This is a genomic window from Streptomyces sp. NPDC055966, assembly GCF_042269865.1.
GTDB lineage: Bacteria > Actinomycetota > Actinomycetes > Streptomycetales > Streptomycetaceae > Streptomyces.
Genome location: NZ_JBHJYK010000015.1, coordinates 145893 through 166756 on the forward strand (window position 1 = coordinate 145893; position 20864 = coordinate 166756).

The window sequence follows — 20864 nt, forward strand, 5'->3', positions numbered from 1 at the left end:
CTCGCAGCTCCCAGGGGACCGGCGCTCCTCAGCGGCCGACCCGGGAGAGATAGGCCGCGAGCCCGTCCGTGGTCTCGCCCGCCCAGCCCACGTAGCCGTCCGGGCGGACCAGGAAGACACCCGGGCCGTACGACTCCGGGGCCGCCGGGAGCGAGCGCACCCCGGGGACCGTGCCGTCGGGAGCGCCCAGCAGCGTCCAGTGCGGCCCCCGGAACGCGTCGAAGAGGCGTACGCCGCCCGCCGTGCCGTCGGGCGCGCGGTCGCCGGCCCGCACCCCGGCCGGGTTCGCGCGGGTCTCCTCGGTGAGGCTCGACTCCCGGTAGCCCAGGCCGAGTTGGACCGTCTCGCGCCCGCGTCGCACCTCGCCCCGGTGCACCCCGGTCGACAGGTCCAGCATGGCCGCCGCGTTCGCCCGGCGCTCCTCCTCATAGGTGTCGAGGAGGGTGTCCGGGGCGCCGTCCCGCAGCACCGCGCCCAGTTTCCAGCCCAGGTTGTAGGCGTCCTGGACGCTGGTGTTCAGGCCCTGGCCGCCCGCCGGGGAGTGGACGTGGGCCGCGTCGCCCGCGAGCAGGACCCGGCCCACCCGGAAGCGGTCCGCCAGGGCGGCGCGCGGGCGGAAGTCGGACGCCCAGCGCAGCTCCGTCACGTCGGCGCGGTCCAGGTGCGTGTACGCGGCGACCAGCGTGCGGATGCCGTCCAGGGACAGGTCGGGGGCCGTGCCCTCGGGGAGGCGGGCCTGGAGCTGGAAGTCGTCCGTGCCGGCCAGCGGGCACAGGCCCACGACCGTGCCGTCGTCCTTCGGGAACGTGTGCCAGTGCACGCGGTCCAGGCCCCGTACCCGGACGTCCGCCACCATGAACGGCGCCGGGTCCACGCTCTCGCCGGCCATGCCGATCCCGAGCGCCCGCCGGATCACCGAGCGTCCGCCGTCGGCCGCGACGGCGTACCGCGCGCGCAGCGCCGTACCGTCGGCGAGCTCCACGGCCGCCCCGTCCGCGTCCTGCGCGACGCCCGTCACCTCGCACCCGAAGGCGACCCGGCCGCCCAGCTCCAGCAGGCGCGCGTACAGCACCTCCTGCGTGCGCCACTGCGCGACCATCAGCGGCTCGGTGTACGGCGCGCCCTCGTCTGGCGCGACCGTGTCGAACATCGGCTCCCCGCCGACGCGCTCGCCGTCCTTCCAGATCATCCGGTCCGGGTACGGTCCGCCCGCCGCGCGGATCTGGGCCAGTACGCCCAGGTCGTCGAAGACCTCCTGGGTGCGGGGCTGGATCCCCTTGCCGCGCGAGCCGGGGAACAGGCCGTCGGCCCGCTCCACCACGAGCGCCTCCACTCCGCGCCGGGCCAGGTCGGCGCCGAGGGCGAGACCGGTCGGACCCGCGCCCACGATCAGAACGTCCATCGCGATGCTCCTTCGTCTCCTTAACGGCGTTAAGTGCCGTCGCCCATGAGGGTGCCCTTAACGCTGTTAAGCTGTCAAGTGTGAGCCCCGAGAAACGCACACCCCGCGCCCCCCTGGACCGCCGCCGCGTCGCCGACACCGCCCTGCGGCTGCTGAACGAGGCGGGACTGGACGGCCTGACCGTGCGCGCCATCGCCCATGAACTGGACGTCAAGGCGCCCGCCCTGTACTGGCACTTCAAGGACAAGCAGGCGCTGCTGGACGAGATGGCGACGGAGATGTACCGGCGGATGGTCGCCGCCACGCCGCTCGATCCGGACGACAGCTGGCAGGAGCGGCTGCTGAAGACGGGCCGGGGGCTGCGCGGCGCGCTGCTCGGCTATCGCGACGGCGCCAAGGTCTACAGCGGCTCACGCTTCACGGGCACCGAGCACGCCCCCGCCCTGGAGGCGAACCTGCGGCTGCTGACGGACGCCGGGTTCACCCTCGCCCAGGCGGTCGACGCGGGCCGGACGGCGAACGCGTACACGATCGGCTTCGTCACCGAGGAACAGGGCGTGCGGCCCCTGCCGGGCGAGCGCCGGGAGGGGTACGACGTCGGGGAACGGGCCCGGCGGCTCGCGGACTTCCCGCTCGCGGCGGCGGCCGGCGAGCTGCTCTTCGACGACTACGACCGCCAGTTCGAGGAAGGACTGGCGGTCGTCGTCGCGGGGATCGGGGCGCGGTACGGAGTCAGCTGACCGCCCGCTCCGGGACACCGGTGCCCGCCGTCTTGAGGGCCCGCTTCAACCGGGGCCCGAACGGCTTCTCCACGAACCGGTGGATCAGCCACGCCAGCGCCAGCATGCCCAGCACGGTCACCACGAGCGTCGGCCACGGGCCGAGGCCCAGGCTCCGGTGCAGCACCCGGATGACGAACCAGCCCAGGTGCTCGTGGACCAGGTAGAACGGGTACGTCAGCGCGCCCGCCGTGACCAGCCAGCGCCACCTGGCCCAGCTCGCCCAGCCGAGCGCCACGACGGCGACGGCCGCGAAGGCGATGGTGACGATCAGGATGACGACGTACGGATCACGGTGCGGGTGGTGGCCCCACAGGCCGGTGGTGGCCTCCCGCTGGGCCAGCAGCCAGGACATCGCGACGATGCCCCACGAGAGCAGGTCGCTGCCGAAGCGGTGGATCAGGTACAGCGCCAGGCCGCCGATGAAGAAGGGGGCGTACTCGGGCATGATCACCTGGTTCAGCAGCTCGTTCCCGGAGCTGTGGCACAGCACCGCCGCCAGCGTCCACACACAGGCGAACAGCACCACCCGGCGCCGGGTCACCCCGCGCACCACGACGAGCAGCGCGAACAGCACGTAGAAGCGCAGTTCGACCCAGAGCGTCCAGCACACGCCGAGGACCCGCTTCGCGCCCATCGGCTGCTGGAGCATCGTCAGGTTGACCAGGAACTCGTCCAGCCGGACCGCGTGGACGACGACGGGCATGGCGAGCGACGCCCCGGTGACCAGGAACAGCGCCACCCAGTAGGCCGGGTACAGGCGCGACACGCGGGAGCGGAAGAAGTCGCCGAGCGTACGGCCCCAGCTGCTCATGCAGATCACGAAGCCGCTGATGACGAAGAAGAACTGCACCCCGAAGTTGCCGTAGACGGCCGCCCGGGACAGGGTCGGGAAGAGGTGCGCCGGGCTGCCGTGCCAGGACGCGGAGACCGTGCCGCCGCGCCCGGTGTAGTGGTAGAGGCAGACCATCAGCGCGGCCACGAGCCGCAGACCGTCCAGGGCCATGAGGCGGCTCGCGCGTCCGCCACCGGCGGCGGACGGTGCGGCGGCCGGGCGGGGTATCAACGGGCCGGGCGCGGCGGCGAGGCCGGGGGGTGACGGTGACGCTGCCATGGAGGTCATGTCCTTCCTGGATGGTCTTCACAGTTCTGCCGTCGCCGGGCCCGGCCGCTCGCGCGCCCCTGACCCGCGGCCCGGTTCAGTTGCGCGCGCCCCGGCGCAGGCTGCGGGCCTTGCGGGCCACCCGGCGCACCGTGGCGTTGCGGGGGATGAAGGCCAGTTGGGCCGGCACCCCGCCGGGCAGGGCCAGGGAGGTCAGCCGTCGGCGCTTGAAGTAGCGCAGGGTCCGCGGGTTCTGGTTCCGCGTCAGCCAGCCCTCGACCTCGGGCCGCAGCCCCGGCAGGATCTTCGGCTGCATCGCGAAGCCCACCGCCCGCACCAGCGCACCGAGTTCCTCGACGTCCATGCCCCGGCGCTGCTCCTCGACGGCCGCCCTGTCGCCCAGCGCGGGCAGCAGCGCGTCGACGATGGTGACCGGGATCCGGTTGCTGTTCTCGTACGGCGTGACCTGCTCCAGCAGCAGCTCGGTGCCGATCCGGGCGACCGGCAGGCCGTAGAGCGCCTGGGCCGTGAGCAGGGCGGTGGAGAAGCAGCCGACGACCAGCGCGGGACGCATCCGCTGGTACAGCACCTCGGCGAGGACCGGGGTGTCGAGCACGGTCAGCTCGACCTTCAGCTTCCGCGCCTCCTGCTCCAGCGAGCGGGTGAAGCTCGCCGGTGCGGACGGGTGCGGCTTGAACACCACCTTGGTGTGCCCGAGCGCGGCCGCGCCCCGCAGCATCCGCACGTGCAGCTGGTCCTCCTGCTCGGCGGTGAGGATCTCCAGCGCCGAGAGGTACTGGCCGAGCAGCAGCGCCGGCTCCTCGACGTCCGGCAGTTCCGCGTCCTCGGGGTTCACGGGCCCGAGGCCGGCGAGCACCTTGGTGAAGGCGGCCGTCGGCACGATCTCGCCCTCGACGCCGAACTCGGTGAGCAGCAGCGGCTTCAGGCCGGGGACGAGGTCCAGGTGCAGCACCCGGTCCACCCGGGTGCCGACCAGCGGGTCGATCTTGTTGCGGGTGGGGCCGTAGCTCATCAGGCCGTCGGCGTAGACCGTCACGGGGGCGCCGGTGAAGATCTGGCCGAGCGCCAGCGACGGGTTGACCTGGATCGACTCGACGGCCAGCTCGACGTCGTCCTCGCCCAGCCGCCACTCGTGGCGCAGGAAGCGTTCCCACAGCGGCATGTCGTCCACCCGCGGGGCCCAGCCGCCCGGGTGGAACGGGAAGATCGTCTCGTTGTACGAGATCACCTCGTCGAAGCGGTCGCGCAGCTTCTCGAAGCCGGGTGCCTCGTCCAGGGCGGGCGTCGTCTCCGGGGTGGTGGAGTTGTTGCAGACCAGCAGGATCCGCCGGTCGGCCGGGCCGAAGCAGCCGGAGTCCAGGGCGGCGGCGAGCGTGGCCGTGCCGTACAGCGTCGACGCCTGGAAGATCTGGGTCGTCACGCGGCGGCCCCCGCGGGGGCGGGACGGCGGCGCAGCCGGCGCAGCTTGGAGGCGCGCTGGAAGTCCATGGAGTCCAGCGCGTCGTCCAGCACGTCCTGCGGCATGCGCCGCAGGGCCGCGGCACTCATGGATTTCAGCTTTTTCGCCACCGCGGGCTCGAACCTTTCGATGGATCCCAGATGATGGGAAATGATGGCGCAATAGGTACGGACGGCCTTCGGCAGCAGTTCATCGGCCTGCGGATCCTCGGCGGTTTCCGCGACGACCTGGTCGAACGCGCGAATGAAATCCAGCTGCCGGACATCGCCGATCTGGGTGAGCGACGAGGCGACCCCGCGCCGGTAGAACACACCGAGCATGCTCACCGCGGCGAAGGATTCCGCCTCCCGGTGCAGCTTCCAGATCCACGGCCGGTCCTCGGCCGTGCGCAGCCCGTCGGTGAAGTGCAGCAGGCCCTTGTCCACGAGCCGCCGGTGGTAGATGCCGGCCCACGCGTACGCGTAGTCGACGGACGTCGAGCGGTCGGCGGGCAGGATCGCCTCGCGCGGGCTCGTCACCACGCCCCGCCGGCCGACCGGCACCCGGTGCACCTGGCGCGAGCGCGCGGTGCACTGCACATGGTCGGTACGGATGAAGTCGCAGCCCAACTCGTCTATGGCGGCGACCAGTTGGGGGAAGTAGCCGGGGGCGAGCCAGTCGTCGCCGTCCAGGAACGTCAGGTACTCACCGCGCGCCCGGTCGATCCCGGTGTTGCGCGCGGTCGCCAGCCCCCCGTTCTGCTCGTGCCGGACATGGACCGCCCCGGGCAGCTCGCGCTCCGCGCGCGCGAGAATGTCCGGTGTCCCGTCGCGGGAACAGTCGTCCACGAGAATGAACTCAAAGTCGTCCCGGGCATTCGCCTTCAGACTCCTGAGGGTGTCGGGAGCGTATTGCTGCACGTTGTAGAACGGCACGATGACGGAGAGCTTGACCACGTCAGGGACGTTAGGGGGAAGCCCGTGATTCGTCTTGACGCCTTGCTTGATGCTGGGTGAACGACACGTGGCGAAGCTGTGAACCGGGCTTTTTTCCGGCGAGTTGACGGCCCGATTCGCCATTCGGCGATGTGCTGTTAACCGTTTGTTGCATTCGGGTTGGGCCGCACAACGGAATCGCTTCCTAGCGTCTTCGGCGTGCCAGCAAGAGCTACGAAGTCCCTGCGGGTCGCCGTCCTCGCCGATTCCGACACCCGGTGGAAGTGGGGCGCGCTCACCGCGCAGCGCCTCGCCCCCACCGACTCCGAGATCCGGCTCGACGGCTACCTCCTGCGGGGGCGCGCCACCCCCACGGCCCGCCAGCTGAGGGAAGTGGGCGTCCGGGCGGACTCGCTCCGCGAGGTCACCGGCGTCGAGTTCCTGCGCGCCATGACCGACTCGACGACCGGGGAGCCCTACGACCTCCTCGTCCTCGCGCTGGTCGGCGGCGGTGTCCAGGCGATGCTGCACGGACTGCGGGGCGCCTGGGGCTCGGGCGAGCGCCCGGTGGTCGTCACCGGTTACGTCGGCGTCGTCTACGAGAAGCTCGCCGACGGCCTGCTGCTGCGGCACGGCGCCGACCTCGTCCTCGCCAACTCCCGGCACGACGCGGACCGGTTCCGGGCCGTGTACGAGGGCGTGGGCGCGGACGCCTCCGCGGTCACCGAGGTCGCCCTGCCCTTCCTCGGCGGGGCGCCGTACACCGGTGAACACGAGCCGTACACCGTGGTGTTCGCGGCCCAGCCGTCCGTCCCGGACAGCCGCAAGGACCGTACGTACCTGCTGAACCGGCTCATCGAGCACGCCCGCAGGCACCCCGAGCGCGAGGTGCTGCTGAAGCTGCGCTCCAAGCCGGGTGAACACACCACCCACATCGAGGAGTTGCCGTACCAGAAGCTGGTCCAGGGCATGTCCGTGCCCGCCAACTTCCGGCTGGTGTACGGGCACATGGGCGAGGTGCTGGACCGCACCGACCTGCTGGTCACCGTCAGCTCCACGGCCGCCCTGGAGGCCCTGCACCGGCGTGTCCCCACGGTCGTCCTCACCGACCTGGGCGTGCGCGAGGTGCTCGGCAACCACCACTTCACCGGCTCCGGGTGCCTCGCCTCCTGGGACCAGCTCGACGCCGGGCACCGGCCGACGGCGGACGAGGAGTGGGTGGCCCGGCAGGGCGTCGGTGTCGACGGCTCGTACGAGACGGCCTTCGACACCGCGCGCGAGCGCATCGCCGGGCTGCTGGAGCGGCCCGGCGGGCTGCCCCCGCTGAACCCCTACTACACACCCGAGACGGCGCCCGGATACCTGCCCGGCATCCTCGCCCGCCACCACCTCGGCCCCGACGGCGCCCCGTTGCCCGGCGCGCCCGCCGCCGACAAGGAACCCGGCCCGGTGCGCCAGATCGTGCGCCGCGCCGCGCGCGGGGCCTACCGCCACGGCGTGCAGCGCGTGGCCCCCGTGATCCGGCGGATGGGGGAGCTGTGACCTTCCAAGGAGACTCCATGTCCAACCCCGAGGCGGGACCGGGCGCGACGCTGCGCCGGGTGCTCGCGGTGATCCCCGCGCGCGGCGGCTCCAAGGGCGTGCCCGCCAAGAACCTGGCCCCCGTCGGCGGTGTGCCGCTGGTGGCGCGCGCGGTGCGCGAGTGCCGGGCGACCCGGCTGGTGACCGACGTCGTCGTGTCCACCGACGACCAGGCCATCGCGGCCGCCGCCCGGCAGGCCGGCGCCGAGGTCGTGCTGCGGCCCGCCGCCATCGCCGGGGACACGGCCACCTCCGAGGCCGCCGTCCTGCACGCCATGGACGCCCACGAGGCGCTGCACGGCGCGGCGGTCGACGCGGTCCTGCTCGTGCAGTGCACCAGTCCGTTCATCGTCCGCGAGGACATCGACGGGGTGGCCGGCGCGGTCGTGGAGAACGGCGCGGACACGGCGGTCACCGTGGCCCCCTTCCACGGCTTCGTCTGGCGCGAGGCCGACGCGGAGGCCGAGGGCGGCGTGGGCGTCAACCACGACAAGTCCTTCCGCCCCCGCCGCCAGGACCGCCCCCAGGACTTCCTGGAGACCGGCGCCGCCTACGCGATGGACGCGGCCGGCTTCCGCAAGCACCAGCACCGCTTCTTCGGCCGTACGGAACTCGTCCGCACGGACCCCGCGCGCGTGCTGGAGATCGACGACCCGCACGACCTGGCCCGCGCCCGCGCGCTGGCCCCCCTCTTCGACGCGGACCGCCCCGGTTCGCTGCCGACCGCCGAGGACGTCGACGCGGTCGTACTGGACTTCGACGGCACCCAGACCGACGACCGGGTGCTGATCGACTCCGACGGACGGGAGTTCGTCTCCGTGCACCGCGGCGACGGACTCGGCATCGCGGCCCTGCGCAAGAGCGGCCTGAAGATGCTCATCCTGTCCACGGAACAGAACCCTGTGGTCGCCGCCCGCGCCCGGAAGCTCAAGCTCCCGGTGCTGCACGGCATCGACCGCAAGGACCTCGCGCTGAAGCAGTGGTGCGAGGAGCAGGGCATCGCGCCGGAGCGCGTGCTCTACGTCGGCAACGACGTCAACGACCTCCCGTGCTTCGCCCTCGTCGGCTGGCCCGTGGCGGTCGCGAGCGCCCACGACGTCGTACGCGGCGCCGCACGCGCGGTCACCACCCTCCCCGGCGGTGACGGCGCGATCCGAGAGATCGCCAGCTGGATCCTCGGCCCCTCTCTCGATTCCCTCCCCAAGTAAGGACATCTCCTGCCATGAGCACCAACTCCCGTATGCGTTCGTTCGGTTCGCGCGAGGTCGGCCCCGGCAAGCCCGTCTACATCTGCGGCGAGATCGGCATCAACCACAACGGTGAGCTGGAGAACGCCTTCAAGCTGATCGACGTGGCTGCCGAGGCCGGCTGCGACGCCGTGAAGTTCCAGAAGCGCACCCCGGAGATCTGCACCCCGCGCGACCAGTGGGACATCGAGCGCGACACCCCCTGGGGCCGGATGACCTACATCGACTACCGCCACCGCGTGGAGTTCGGCGAGGACGAGTACCGCCAGATCGACGAGTACTGCAAGGAGAAGGGGATCGCCTGGTTCGCCTCCCCGTGGGACACCGAGGCCGTCGCCTTCCTGGAGAAGTTCGACGTCCCCGCCCACAAGGTGGCCTCCGCCTCCCTGACGGACGACGAGCTGCTGAAGGCTCTGCGCGCCACCGGCCGCGCCGTCATCCTCTCCACCGGCATGTCCACCCCGAAGCAGATCCGCCACGCGGTCGAGGTCCTGGGCAGCGACAACATCCTGATGTGCCACGCCACTTCGACCTACCCGGCGAAGGCCGAGGAGCTGAACCTCCGCGTGATCAACACGCTGGAGAAGGAGTTCCCGAACGTCCCGATCGGCTACTCCGGCCACGAGACGGGCCTGCAGACCACGCTGGCCGCCGTCGCCCTCGGCGCCACCTTCGTCGAGCGCCACATCACCCTCGACCGCGCCATGTGGGGCTCCGACCAGGCCGCCTCCGTCGAGCCGCAGGGCCTCACCCGCCTCGTCCGCGACATCCGCACCATCGAGGCCTCCCTCGGCGACGGCGTCAAGAAGGTCTACGACTCCGAGCTGGGCCCGATGAAGAAGCTGCGCCGCGTCGCCGGTGTCGTCGCGGAGGCGGAGATCGCCGCGGCGGCGGGCGAGCCGGTCACGGTCTGACCCCCGGCCCCGGCCTGTTGAGCCCCTTACGTGTCCTACGACGGGACGGTCGTACGCCGATGAGCCCCCGCGCCGGTCAGCCCGGCCAACCTCCCCGCACGCTCGCCTTCGTGGAGAGCCCGGTCCAGCTGCTGAACGTACTGGAGTGGGCACACCTGCACGGACTGCAGGGCCCGGCCCCGGACCCGCTGCCGTCCGTGCCCGCGCAGGTGCGGCGGACGATGGCCGGTGACCCCTCAGCGGCCGGCGCGGAACTCACCCTCGTCGTGCTGTCGCCGACCGACCCGATGACCCGGGGCCAGCTGCGCCGCATGGCGGAGCTGGCCCGGGACGAGGGGCACACGGTGCGCTGGGAGGAGGCGCGCGGCGGTCCGGCCGCGCCCTTCGCGACGATCGGCGGCCTGGCGGGCGCGCTCCGCCGGGCCGACCGGATCGTGATGGGAGACCCGTTCTCCCGCTACGTCCAACTGCTGCTGACGATCACCAAGGCCCGCGACCTGGTCGTGGTGGACGACGGCACGGCCACGATGGAGTTCGTGGCCCAGCTCGCCCGCGGCGAACGCCTGGTCCGCTGGCACCGCAAGGGCGGCCGCCCCGGCCCGCGCGACCTGCTCTTCGCCCCGGTCTCCGCCTCGGCCCGCCGCCGGCTCACGCCGAACGCCAAGCGCCGGGTGGAGGTCTTCTCCTCGATGCCGGTGACGGAGACGCCCGAGGGCGTGACGGTCACGGCCAACGACTTCTCGTGGACCCGCGCCCGCTTCGGCCCGCCGCGCATCACCAAGGGCGCGGACATGGTCGGAACGTCACTGGTGGAGACGGGCGTGGTGGACGCCGACCACTACGTGGAAGCGGTCCGCACCCTCTCCAGCACCCACGGCGCGACGCGCTATTTCGCCCACCGCCGCGAGAGCACGGACAAACTCCACCGCCTGGCGACCGAGACGGGCCTGGAGATCGTCCGCCCGGACCTCCCCCTCGAACTGATCGCCCGCCGCGGCCCGATCGGCCGCACGATCCTCAGCTTCCCCTCGACGGTCGTCCACACCCTGCCGCTCGCGCTGGTGGGCACGGGCGTGAAGGTGGCCGTCTTCGACATCGACCCGACCTGGCTGACGGAGACTGCGTCCCCCCGCGCCCAGGGCTTCCTGTCGGGCGTCACGGGAACGGCCAAGGACGTGCACCGGCTGCAGACGGTGGCGTTCTCTGGCTGAAGAAGTCAGTCGCGCGAGGCCAGGTCCAGGGTCCACCAGGCGCCGTCGGGGCCGTCCGTCCTGCCGACGCCGGCGTCGGTGTAGCGGCAGGTGAGAAGGATGGCGCGGTGCGGCGGGCTGGCCATCCACGCGGCGACGGCCGCGCCCGCGTCGGCGGGGCCGATCTCGATGGTCTCGCCGGTGGCGACGGGGCGGTAGCCGGCGGTCCGCATCCGGTTCTCGGGGGCGCTGCCGTCCGTACCGGTGTGGGTGAGGAGCCGGTGTGCGGCCATGTCCGAGCTGTGTGCCTGGGCGGCCCGGTCGAGCGAGGTGCGCAGTCGTACCGCTGCGCAACCCTCCTCGGAACGGCGCCTGTTGACCTCGGACACCACGGCGTTCGGGGCTGGTGCCGAGGGCGGCGCGTTCCACTGCCCGGCGACCGGCACCGTCCACCCGGGTGAGGGGAACGCGGGTGGCCCCGGCGTCGGTGGCCCGGCCCAGGCGGTCGGCGCGCAGGACAGGAACGCGGTCAGGAGCACGGCCGTCGGCCAGGATGCGGCCCGCGAGAGAACGCCCACTGTGCAGCCCCTCTTTCGGAGGTAGTGACTCAGGGTGATTCTCGCGACGCCGTGCGTTCGTCACCAGACGGCGCCAGGAGCGCGTACCGCCGGTAACCGGCGCGATCGCCGAAGATCCCGGCCGGCCGCTCGGCATCGTGTACGACACCGCGCGCGAGGAAGGTTCGGGCCAGGCCGGGGCTCAGCCGGCCTTTCTCACCAGCACGAACGCCCGCGCCCGGCGCTCCTCGCCGGACGGCTCCCGCCGTACCGTCGCGACCGGCTCCAGCCCGGCCCCCGCCAGCAGCGCCGTGACCTGCTCCGGCGTACGCCAGTAGTAGTCGAGGTCGATCTCGTGGCCGAAGCGCTCCGGGAGGTGGAGGCGGCCGGGCTCGTCCGCGGTCTGGAAGGCGAGCAGGGCGTGGGCGCCGGGGCGCAGGGTGCGCCGGAATTCGGCGAAGGCGGCCGGCAGGTGGTCGTCGGGGACGTGGATCGTGGAGTAGAGGGCGAGGATGCCGCCCAGCGTGGCGTCCGGGAGGTCCAGGGCGGTCATCGAACCCACATGGAAGCGCAGGCCGGGGTGAGTTTCGCGGGCCAGGGCCACCATGGCGGGGGAGAGGTCCACACCGAAGACCGGGATCCCGAGGGAGTGCAGGAGCGCGGTGACCCCGCCGGGGCCGCTGCCCAGGTCGGCGACCGGGTCCGGGCCGTTCGCCGTGACCAGCTCGGCGAAGGCCGTGATCAGGGTGCGGTCCAGCGGGTGCGTGAGCCCGGTCGGGTACCGGGCCGCGTACTCCTTCGCGATCGTGTCGTACGAGGTCCGGGTGGGATGGAGGAACGTCTCCGTCGCGTCGGTCACGCGTCCGGACCCTATCGGGAGGGGGTGCGGCTCCGGTCCGGTTCCTGGACACGTCGAGCAGGACTGTAGTGAGGCATGGTATCCGTGGAAGGAGAAACAGTGGTTTTACCCGTCAGAGTCCGCCGCCATGCGTCCGCTGGTCAGATTTTCTCCCCTAACGGGCTGAACTTTTGTTGATCGAGGGGCAGTTGACCACCCGGGCGTCCTACCCTTCAGAGGGTGAAGCAATTGATGTCCCTAGAGTCCGAGGCCGGCCTCGCGGGGGATGTGCTCCCCGGCGCGCTGAGCGAAGCCCTGCACGCCGAACTCGTCGCCTTCCGCCGCGACTTGCACATGCACCCCGAGCTGGGCAACCAGGAGTTCCGTACGACGGCCGCGATCAAGGAGCGGCTGGAGCAGGCAGGGCTCAAGCCCCGCGTGCTCGGCAAGGGAACGGGACTCGTGTGCGACATCGGGCTCACCGAGGGTGAGCGGACGGCGGTACCGCTGCTCGCCCTGCGCGCGGACATCGACGCCCTGCCCATCCCGGACACCAAGACCGACTGTCCCTACCGGTCCACCGTGCCCGACCGCGCGCACGCCTGTGGGCACGACGTGCACACCACCGTCGTGCTCGGGACCGGGCTCGTCCTCGCGGACCTGCACGGCAAGGGCCTGCTGCCCCGGCCCGTGCGGCTGATCTTCCAGGCCGCCGAGGAGGTGATGCCCGGCGGCGCCCTGGACGCGATCGAGGACGGCGTGCTGGCGGGCGTGGGCCGGATCCTCGCCGTGCACTGCGACCCGCGCGTCGACGCCGGGCGGGTCGGGCTGCGGCACGGGCCGATCACCAGCGCCTGCGACCGGCTGGACATCGCGCTCGACGGCCCCGGCGGGCACACCGCACGGCCGCATCTGACCACTGACCTCGTCACCGCCGCCGCCCGCGTCGCCGTCGACGTGCCCGCGCTGATCGCCCGCCGGGTCGACACCCGGGTCGGGCTGGCGCTGACCTGGGGCCGGATCCAGTCGGGGCACGCGCCGAACGTCATTCCGCAGCACGCCGAGCTGTCCGGCACCGTGCGCTGCCTGGACCTGGAGGCCTGGCGGCAGGCGCCCGACATCATCCACGCGGCCATCGACGAGGTCGCCACGATGCACCGCGCCAAGTCCGAGATCACCTATGTGCGCGGGGTGCCGCCGGTCGTGAACGACAAGGAGTCCGCCGACCTGCTGCGCCGGGCGATGTCCGCGCGCCGGGGCCGGGAGTCCGTGGAGTCCACCGAGCAGAGCCTCGGCGGCGAGGACTTCTCCTGGTACCTGGAGCGCGTCCCGGGCGCCATGGCCCGGCTCGGGGTCCGGCGCCCCGGCGAGCGCACGGTCCGCGACCTGCACCAGGGTGATTTCGACGCCGACGAGCACGCGATCACGGTCGGCGTGGAGATGTTCACGGCAGCGGCCTTCCTGGACGCGAACGGCGCCCCGGCCTGAGCCCGGAGGGGAAGGAAGAGTAAGAAGGGGCCTCGTCGGGGGCTCTTTCTTACTCGTTCTTACTCATTCCGCCGACTGGCGCAACACGCCCGTAAGCCATTCGTGCACACACCGCGACACCCCCGTGTCAGGGGCGAAGAGGGTGAGTTCAGATGCTGTTTGCCTCGAATCGATAACGGCTTCGAGAGGGGGTTTTTTGCGACATCTACGCGCGTTACGATGCCGCGAAGCCGACGCCGACGGAGCGTCCCGGCTGGAGCACCGGCAAGGTGCTCCCATCAAGCGCCGACACGGCGCTCAGGTCAGGTGAAGGAGCCTCCCGTGCGCCGGGTAGCCAAGCTTTCCGCTGCGTGTCTCGCGACCGCGGCACTCGCCGTGACTGCCACCGCGTGTGGCAGCACGTCCTCCGACAACAATGCCAGCTCCTCCTCCTCGGGTGGTGCGAAGGGCGGCGTAAAGATCGGTCTCGCCTACGACGTCGGCGGCCGCGGTGACCGCTCGTTCAACGACTCCGCCGCGCGCGGCGCCGACAAGGCCGAGAAGGAGTTCGGCGGTTCCATCAAGGAACTGACCGCGAAGACCTCGGACACCCCGGCCGACCGGGTGCAGCGCCTCACGGACCTGGCCCAGGCCGGGTACAACCCGATCGTCGCCGTCGGTTACACCTACGCGCCCGCCGTGCAGCAGGTGGCGAAGCAGTTCCCGAAGACCTCGTTCGGCCTCATCGACTCCGTCGTGCCCGGCAGCAACGTCAACAGCATCACCTTCACCGAGGAGGAGGGCTCCTACCTCGCCGGTGTGGCCGCCGCGCTGAAGACGAAGAAGGACCACGTCGGCTTCATCGGCGGTGTCGACAGCCCGCTGATCAAGAAGTTCGAGGCGGGTTACGTCCAGGGTGTCCACGACACCAACGCCAAGATCAAGGTCGACACCCAGTACCTGAGCCACGGCGCGGACACCTCCGGCTTCTCCAGCCCGGACAAGGGCCAGCAGGCCGCGCAGGGCATGCTGGACAACGGCGCCGACGTCGTCTACTCGGCCGCCGGCTCCTCCGGCAACGGCGCGATCGAGGCCGTGCACGGCGCCAAGGGCGCCTGGGCCATCGGCGTGGACTCCGACCAGTACAACATCCCGGGTCTCGCCCAGTACAAGAGCTCGATCCTGACCTCGATGGTCAAGAACGTCGACGTCGGTGTCTACGACTTCATCAAGTCCGTCAAGGACGGCAAGCCGCTGACCGGCAACAACGTCTACTCGCTCGCCAAGGGCGGCGTCTCGCTCGCCACGAGCGGCGGCTTCATCGCCGACATCCAGCCCAAGCTGGACGCCGCGAAGCAGAAGATCATCGCCGGTCAGATCAAGGTCAAGACCACCCCGTGACCTGACGGATCCGGCCGGTTCCCGCTGAGGGACCCGGCCGGTTCGCCGGACTCGGCTCGGTGAGGGAGCGTCGTCCCCACGACCCCTCGCCGAGCCATAACAATGTGTCAACTCTACGCGTGTAGCGTGGAGTTGCCGCGCTAGCGTCGCCGACGCCTGCCACCTCCCCTATGCAGCCCCTTTCCCCGAGGAGAGTGCGCCATCAACGCGTCCAGCCCTCCCGCTGCCGTCGAACTGCGCGGCATCACCAAGCGTTTCCCCGGCGTCGTCGCCAACAAGGACATCGACATCACCGTCCGCACGGGCACCGTCCATGCCCTGTGCGGTGAGAACGGCGCCGGCAAGTCCACCCTGATGAAGATCCTCTACGGCATGCAGCAGCCGGACGAGGGCACCATCACGGTCAACGGCGAGCAGGTCGTCCTGCACAACCCCGGCGACGCCATCGCCCGCGGCATCGGCATGGTGCACCAGCACTTCATGCTCGCCGACAACCTCACCGTGCTGGAGAACGTCGCCCTCGGCGCGGAGAAGCTGTACGGCATCGGCGGCAGGGCCCGCGCCAAGATCAAGGAGATCTCCGACGCGTACGGCCTGAACGTCCGCCCGGACGTCCTCGTCGAGGAGCTCGGCGTCGCCGACCGCCAGCGCGTGGAGATCCTCAAGGTCCTCTACCGCGGCGCCAAGACCCTCATCCTCGACGAGCCCACCGCCGTCCTCGTGCCGCAGGAGGTCGACGCGCTCTTCGACAACCTGCGCGAGCTCAAGGCCGAGGGCCTCACCGTCATCTTCATCTCCCACAAGCTGGGCGAGGTGCTCTCCGTCGCCGACGAGATCACCGTCATCCGGCGCGGCACGACGGTCGGCACGGCCGAGCCGTCCAGGACCACCCCCAAGCAGCTCGCCGAGCTGATGGTCGGCAGCGAGCTGCCCACCCCGGAGACCACGGAGTCCACCGTCACGGACGTCCCGATGCTCGACGTCGACGGCCTGCACCTGGCGCAGACCGACCTCGACGGCATCGAGCGCATCGTCCTCGACCAGGTCTCCTTCACCATCCACAAGGGCGAGGTCCTCGGCATCGCCGGCGTGGAGGGCAACGGCCAGTCCGAGCTGGTCGAGGCGATCATGGGCATGCGCGACCCCGACGCCGGCGTGATCACCCTCGACGGCGCCGACATCTCCCACGCCCCCACCCGCCGCCGCCGCGAGGCCGGCATCGGCTACATCCCCGAGGACCGCCACCGCCACGGCCTGCTCCTCGAAGCGCCGCTGTGGGAGAACCGCATCCTCGGCCACGTCACCGAGAAGCCCAACTCCAAGGGCGCGCTGCTCGACATCAAGGCCGCCCGCACCGACACCGAGCGGATCGTCGAGGCGTACGACGTCCGCACCCCCGGTATCGACGTCACCGCGGCCTCGCTGTCCGGCGGCAACCAGCAGAAGCTGATCGTCGGCCGCGAGATGAGCCACGACCCCAAGCTGCTCATCGCCGCCCACCCCACCCGCGGCGTGGACGTCGGCGCCCAGGCCGCCATCTGGGACTACATCCGCGAGGCCCGCCGCGAGGGCCTGGCCGTGCTGCTGATCTCCGCGGACCTGGACGAGCTGATCGGGCTCTCCGACACCCTGCGGGTGATGTACCGCGGCCGCCTGGTCGCCGACGCCGACCCCGCCACGATCACCCCCGAGGAGCTGGGCTCCGCCATGACGGGTGCGGCCTCCGGCCACCTGGAGCACACAGAGGACGACGAGCGATGAACAAGCTGACCTCACGGATCGACAAGGAGCGGCTGCTTCTCGGCCTCGCCGCGCCGCTGCTGGCGGTCGTCGCCGCGCTCGTCGTCACCGCCCTGGTGATCCTCTCGACCGGCAAGAACCCCGGCCCCGCCTTCAACGACATGCTGACCTACGGCTTCGCCAGCGACAGCCAGGTCTACATCCTCAACAAGGCGACCACGTACTACCTCGCGGGTGTCTCGGTGGCCATCGGCTTCCGGATGAACCTGTTCAACATCGGTGTCGACGGCCAGTACCGGCTCGCCGCGTTCTTCGCCGCCGTCCTCGGCGGCGCGCTGACCGTCCCCGGCTGGCTCGCCATCCCGCTGATCCTGATCTGCGCCATGGCGACCGGCGCCCTGTGGGCGGCCATCGCCGGCATCCTCAAGGTGACCCGGGGCGTCAGCGAGGTCATCTCGACGATCATGCTGAACTCGATCGCCACCGCGATCATCGCCTACCTGCTGCAGCCCGGAAAGCTGGCCCAGCTCTACCAGGGCGGCACGGTCGTCGCCACCAAGCCGCTGCCGTCCTCGTCGCACTTCTTCAACATCAACACCGGCCCGTCCGGCGAGCTGTGGGGCTTCATCTTCATCGCCGCCGCGGTCGGCATCGCGTACTGGTTCATCCTCGGCCGCACCCGCTTCGGCTACGACCTGCGCACCGTCGGCCAGTCCGAGAGCGCCGCCGCCGCGAGCGGTGTGTCGGTGAAGAAGATGGTCGCCACCAGCATGATCATCTCGGGTGCGGTGGCCGGTCTGATCGGCATGCCGACCCTGCTCAACGACAGCTACCAGTTCAGCAGCGACTTCCCGACCGGCATCGGCTTCACCGGCATCGCCATCGCCCTGCTCGGCCGCAACAACCCGATCGGCATCGCCATCGGCGCCCTGCTGTGGGGCTTCCTGGAACGCACCACCAACCACTTGGAGTTCCAGGGCTACGACAAGGAGATCCTCGGCGTCATCCAGGGCGTCATCGTCCTGTGTGTCGTCATCGCCTACGAGGTCGTGCGCCGCTACGGCCTCAAGCGCCAGCAGCAGAAGGTCGGCGCCGAACTCGCGGCCCAGGCCGCCGCGACGAAGAAGCAGGAGGTGGCGTAATGACTGCCACGATGACCGACACGCCGCCGCCCGCGGCGCCCAAGGCGGCGGGCGCGCCGCAGCGCTCGGGCCGCTCCGTCGGCCAGATCCTCATGATCGTCGCCGGTGGACTGCTGCTCCTCGCCGCCGTCCGCGTGATCACCGGCTCGCAGGACCTCGACTCCACCGGACAGGTCAGCGCCGCCCTCGGCCTCGCCGTGCCGATCGGCCTCGCCGGTCTCGCCGGTCTGTGGTCCGAGCGGGCCGGCGTGGTCAACATCGGCCTCGAAGGCATGATGATCCTCGGCACCTTCGGCGCCGGCTGGATCGGCTGGCAGACCAACCCCTGGCTCGGCCTGCTGATGGGCATCGCCTTCGGCGTCCTCGGCGGCCTGGTGCACGCCGTCGCCACCGTCACCTTCGGCGTCGACCACATCGTCTCCGGTGTCGCGATCAACCTCCTCGCCCTCGGCGCCACGCAGTACCTCGCCAAGCTGTTCTTCAACAGCGGCGCGGCGGCCAACGCGGGCGGCAACCCCAAGCAGTCCCCGCCGGTGGCCGCGCTGCCCGACGTCACCGTGCCCGGCCTCTCCGACAGCCTGCAGTCGATCGAGAAACACCACTGGTTCCTGGTCTCCGACCTCGCCGGCATCCTCGGCGGCCTGGTCACCCACCTGTCCGTCGTCACGGTCCTGGCCGCGCTGCTGTTCGCCGGCACCTGGTGGCTGCTGTGGCGCACCCCGTTCGGCCTGCGGCTGCGCTCCTGCGGCGAGAACCCGACCGCCGCGGAGTCGCTCGGCGTCAACGTGTACTCCTACAAGTACGCGGCCGTCGCCGTCTCCGGCGGCCTCGCCGGCCTCGGCGGCGCCTTCCTCGCCCTGGTCACCTCGCACACCTACCTGGAGGGCCAGACCGGCGGCCGCGGCTACATCGGCCTCGCGGCGATGATCTTCGGCAACTGGCGTCCGGGCGGCCTGGCCATGGGCGCCGGCCTGTTCGGCTACTCCGACGCGCTCCAGCTGCGCAACGGCGGTACGACCGTCCACGCGCTGCTGCTCCTGCTGGTGGTGCTGCTGGTGGCCCTGGCCGCCTGGAAGCTGTACCGCAAGGCGATGCTCCAGGGCGTGGTCAGCCTCGCCGTGGCCGCGGTGATCCTGGTCTGGTACCTGCTCACCGACACGGTTCCGAGCGACTTCGTCGGCGCCACCCCGTACGTCGTCACGCTGCTGGTGCTGTCCCTGTCGGCACAGCGCCTGCGGATGCCCAAGGCGGACGGCATGCGCTACCGGAAGGGCCAGGGCAAGTGACGGGCGCAGCCGCAGTGTTCGACTGGGAGGCCCTGCGGGTGGTGGCGCGCGAGGCGATGTCCCGCGCGTACGCCCCCTACTCCGGCTACCCGGTCGGCGTGGCGGCCCGGGTCGACGACGGCCGCACGGTCACCGGCTGCAACGTGGAGAACGCCTCCTACGGACTCAGCCTGTGCGCCGAGTGCGGTCTGGTCTCGGACCTCCAGCGCTCGGGCGGCGGCCGGCTGACGCACTTCACCTGCGTCGACGGCGAGGGCGCCCTGCTGGTCCCCTGCGGCCGCTGCCGCCAGCTCCTCCACGAGTTCGGCGGCCCGGACCTCCTCCTGGACACCCCGGAGGGCGTCCTGCCCCTCTCCGAGATGCTGCCCCAGGCCTTCGGCCCGGCCCATCTCACCAAGTAACTCCGGTGTACGGCCCCCCTGACCCGCATCCGCGCAGGGGGGCCGCACACTTCGCACATCTTCCGAAGGGAACGCCATGGCCATGGACGCCATCTCCGTCATCCGCACCAAGCGGGACCGCGGCGAGCTGACCGACGAGCAGATCGACTGGGTCATCGACGCGTACACGCGGGGCGAGGTCGCCGACGAGCAGATGTCCTCGCTGGCGATGGCGATCCTGCTCAACGGCATGAACCGGCGCGAGATCGCCCGCTGGACCGCGGCGATGATCGCGTCGGGCGAGCGCATGGACTTCTCGTCGCTGTCCCGCCCGACGGCGGACAAGCACTCCACGGGCGGCGTCGGCGACAAGATCACGCTCCCGCTGGCCCCGCTGGTCGCGGCCTGCGGCGCGGCGGTCCCGCAGCTCTCCGGCCGCGGCCTCGGCCACACCGGCGGCACCCTGGACAAGCTGGAGTCGATCCCCGGCTGGCGCGCGCTGCTCTCGAACGAGGAGATGCTGTCCGTGCTGGACGGCACGGGCGCGGTGATCTGCGCGGCGGGCGACGGCCTGGCCCCGGCGGACAAGAAGCTCTACGCACTGCGCGACGTCACCGGCACGGTCGAGGCGATCCCCCTGATCGCGTCCTCCATCATGTCGAAGAAGATCGCCGAGGGCACGGGCTCGCTGGTCCTGGACGTGAAGGTGGGCTCGGGCGCCTTCATGAAGACACTTGCGGACGCCCGCGAACTGGCCTCGACGATGGTCGGCCTCGGCACCGACCACGGCGTGCGGACGGTCGCCCTCCTGACGGACATGTCGACCCCGCTGGGCCTCACGGCGGGCAACGCCCTGGAGGTCCGCGAGTCGGTCGAGGTCCTGGCGGGCGGCGGCCCGGCGGACGTCGTGGAACTGACGCTGGCCCTGGCCCGCGAGATGCTCGACGCGGCCGGCATCAAGGACGCCGACCCGGCGAAGGCCCTGGCCGACGGCTCGGCGATGGACGTCTGGCGCCGCATGATCGCGGCCCAGGGCGGCGACCCGGACGCCACGCTGCCCACCTCGAAGGAGCAGCACGTCATCAAGGCCCCGTCCACGGGCGTGCTGACCCGTCTGGACGCGTACGACATCGGCGTCGCCGCCTGGCGCCTGGGCGCGGGGCGTGCGCGCAAGGAGGACCCGGTGCAGGCGGGCGCTGGCGTCGAGATGCACGCCAAGCCGGGCGACACGGTCAAGGAGGGCCAGCCCCTCCTGACCCTCCACACGGACACCCCCGAGCGCTTCGCCTACGCGCTGGAGGCCGTGGAGGGCTCGTACGACATCGCCCCGGCCGGCACGGACTTCACGGCGTCGCCGGTGGTGCTGGAGCGGATCGCCTGACCAGGGGATTTCCCGTTCGGGTGAAGGGGATCGGTGGACCTGCGCCGGTCCCCTTCGGCGTGC

At 71.4% G+C, this 20864-nt stretch carries 18 protein-coding genes; 12 read left to right on the forward strand and 6 right to left on the reverse strand.

Translation table 11 applies throughout. The annotated features are described in order from the left end of the window. Positions 1-28 precede the first annotated feature (28 nt). The gene (locus tag ACFC8N_RS29495; RefSeq protein WP_376291277.1) at positions 29-1408 is read right to left on the reverse strand and encodes an FAD-dependent monooxygenase; all 1380 of its coding nucleotides are present in this window, start codon (positions 1406-1408) and stop codon (positions 29-31) included. Positions 1409-1482: 74 nt separating this feature from the next. Between ACFC8N_RS29495 and ACFC8N_RS29500 the strand changes: the two genes are divergently transcribed. Then, positions 1483-2142, forward strand: coding sequence for a TetR/AcrR family transcriptional regulator C-terminal domain-containing protein (locus ACFC8N_RS29500; protein WP_362818273.1), 660 nt, complete (start codon positions 1483-1485; stop codon positions 2140-2142). Here the strand turns inward: ACFC8N_RS29500 and ACFC8N_RS29505 are convergent. The 3 genes from ACFC8N_RS29505 to ACFC8N_RS29515 form a co-directional block, all read right to left on the reverse strand. Then, the gene (locus tag ACFC8N_RS29505) at positions 2135-3295 is read right to left on the reverse strand and encodes an acyltransferase (RefSeq protein ID WP_362818274.1); all 1161 of its coding nucleotides are present in this window, start codon (positions 3293-3295) and stop codon (positions 2135-2137) included. The genes ACFC8N_RS29500 and ACFC8N_RS29505 overlap by 8 nt on opposite strands. 85 nt (positions 3296-3380) lie before the next feature. Next, a complete protein-coding gene (locus ACFC8N_RS29510; RefSeq protein ID WP_356030225.1) occupies positions 3381-4724 on the reverse strand; it encodes a polysialyltransferase family glycosyltransferase in 1344 nt (447 codons plus the stop codon). Beyond that, positions 4721-5698, reverse strand: a complete 978-nt coding sequence (locus tag ACFC8N_RS29515; RefSeq protein WP_356030227.1) for a glycosyltransferase family 2 protein — start codon at positions 5696-5698, stop codon at positions 4721-4723. Before ACFC8N_RS29515 ends, ACFC8N_RS29510 begins: the two co-directional genes overlap by 4 nt. A 198-nt stretch (positions 5699-5896) precedes the next feature. On the opposite strand from ACFC8N_RS29515, the gene ACFC8N_RS29520 reads away from it, so the two are divergent. Genes ACFC8N_RS29520 through ACFC8N_RS29535 form a run of 4 tightly spaced genes read left to right on the forward strand, consistent with a single transcriptional unit; the run spans position 5897 to position 10630 of the window. Continuing rightward, entirely contained in the window at positions 5897-7219 is a 1323-nt protein-coding gene (locus ACFC8N_RS29520) for a DUF6716 putative glycosyltransferase (protein ID WP_362818276.1), read from the forward strand. Between the two features lie 17 nt (positions 7220-7236). Beyond that, on the forward strand, positions 7237-8466 hold the full coding sequence (locus tag ACFC8N_RS29525) for an N-acylneuraminate cytidylyltransferase (protein ID WP_356030230.1): 1230 nt from the start codon (positions 7237-7239) through the stop codon (positions 8464-8466). Positions 8467-8480: 14 nt separating this feature from the next. Further along, positions 8481-9419, forward strand: coding sequence for an N-acetylneuraminate synthase family protein (locus ACFC8N_RS29530; protein WP_356030232.1), 939 nt, complete (start codon positions 8481-8483; stop codon positions 9417-9419). 59 nt (positions 9420-9478) lie between these two features. Then, on the forward strand, positions 9479-10630 hold the full coding sequence (locus ACFC8N_RS29535) for a hypothetical protein (RefSeq protein ID WP_376291151.1): 1152 nt from the start codon (positions 9479-9481) through the stop codon (positions 10628-10630). Between the two features lie 5 nt (positions 10631-10635). On the opposite strand, the gene ACFC8N_RS29540 is transcribed toward ACFC8N_RS29535, so the two are convergent. After that, positions 10636-11187: a CAP domain-containing protein gene (locus ACFC8N_RS29540; RefSeq protein WP_376291153.1), complete on the reverse strand. Its 552-nt coding sequence runs from the start codon at positions 11185-11187 to the stop codon at positions 10636-10638. A 181-nt stretch (positions 11188-11368) separates the two neighbouring features. After that, positions 11369-12025 carry a class I SAM-dependent methyltransferase gene (locus tag ACFC8N_RS29545; protein ID WP_356030237.1) on the reverse strand — a complete coding sequence of 219 codons (657 nt, stop codon included), beginning with the start codon at positions 12023-12025 and terminating at the stop codon, positions 11369-11371. A 231-nt stretch (positions 12026-12256) separates the two neighbouring features. Here ACFC8N_RS29545 and ACFC8N_RS29550 point away from each other — a divergent pair, with 231 nt between their 5' ends. The 7 genes from ACFC8N_RS29550 to ACFC8N_RS29580 all read left to right on the forward strand — a co-directional run bounded on the left by ACFC8N_RS29550 (position 12257) and on the right by ACFC8N_RS29580 (position 20801). Then, positions 12257-13492, forward strand: a complete 1236-nt coding sequence (locus tag ACFC8N_RS29550; RefSeq protein ID WP_376291155.1) for an amidohydrolase — start codon at positions 12257-12259, stop codon at positions 13490-13492. Positions 13493-13813: 321 nt separating this feature from the next. After that, positions 13814-14872 (forward strand): BMP family ABC transporter substrate-binding protein, encoded by a 1059-nt coding sequence (locus ACFC8N_RS29555; RefSeq protein ID WP_356030239.1) that lies wholly within the window; start codon positions 13814-13816, stop codon positions 14870-14872. 234 nt (positions 14873-15106) lie between these two features. Then, positions 15107-16633 carry an ABC transporter ATP-binding protein gene (locus ACFC8N_RS29560; RefSeq protein WP_356030287.1) on the forward strand — a complete coding sequence of 509 codons (1527 nt, stop codon included), beginning with the start codon at positions 15107-15109 and terminating at the stop codon, positions 16631-16633. Continuing rightward, positions 16630-17754 (forward strand): ABC transporter permease, encoded by a 1125-nt coding sequence (locus ACFC8N_RS29565; protein ID WP_356030241.1) that lies wholly within the window; start codon positions 16630-16632, stop codon positions 17752-17754. Before ACFC8N_RS29560 ends, ACFC8N_RS29565 begins: the two co-directional genes overlap by 4 nt. Beyond that, positions 17754-19040, forward strand: coding sequence for an ABC transporter permease (locus ACFC8N_RS29570; protein WP_356030242.1), 1287 nt, complete (start codon positions 17754-17756; stop codon positions 19038-19040). The genes ACFC8N_RS29565 and ACFC8N_RS29570 overlap by 1 nt, the downstream gene beginning before the upstream one ends. Next, positions 19037-19441 carry a cytidine deaminase gene (locus tag ACFC8N_RS29575; protein WP_376291159.1) on the forward strand — a complete coding sequence of 135 codons (405 nt, stop codon included), beginning with the start codon at positions 19037-19039 and terminating at the stop codon, positions 19439-19441. The genes ACFC8N_RS29570 and ACFC8N_RS29575 overlap by 4 nt, the downstream gene beginning before the upstream one ends. 82 nt (positions 19442-19523) lie before the next feature. Then, positions 19524-20801 carry a thymidine phosphorylase gene (locus tag ACFC8N_RS29580; RefSeq protein WP_376291161.1) on the forward strand — a complete coding sequence of 426 codons (1278 nt, stop codon included), beginning with the start codon at positions 19524-19526 and terminating at the stop codon, positions 20799-20801. Positions 20802-20864: the final 63 nt, after the last annotated feature.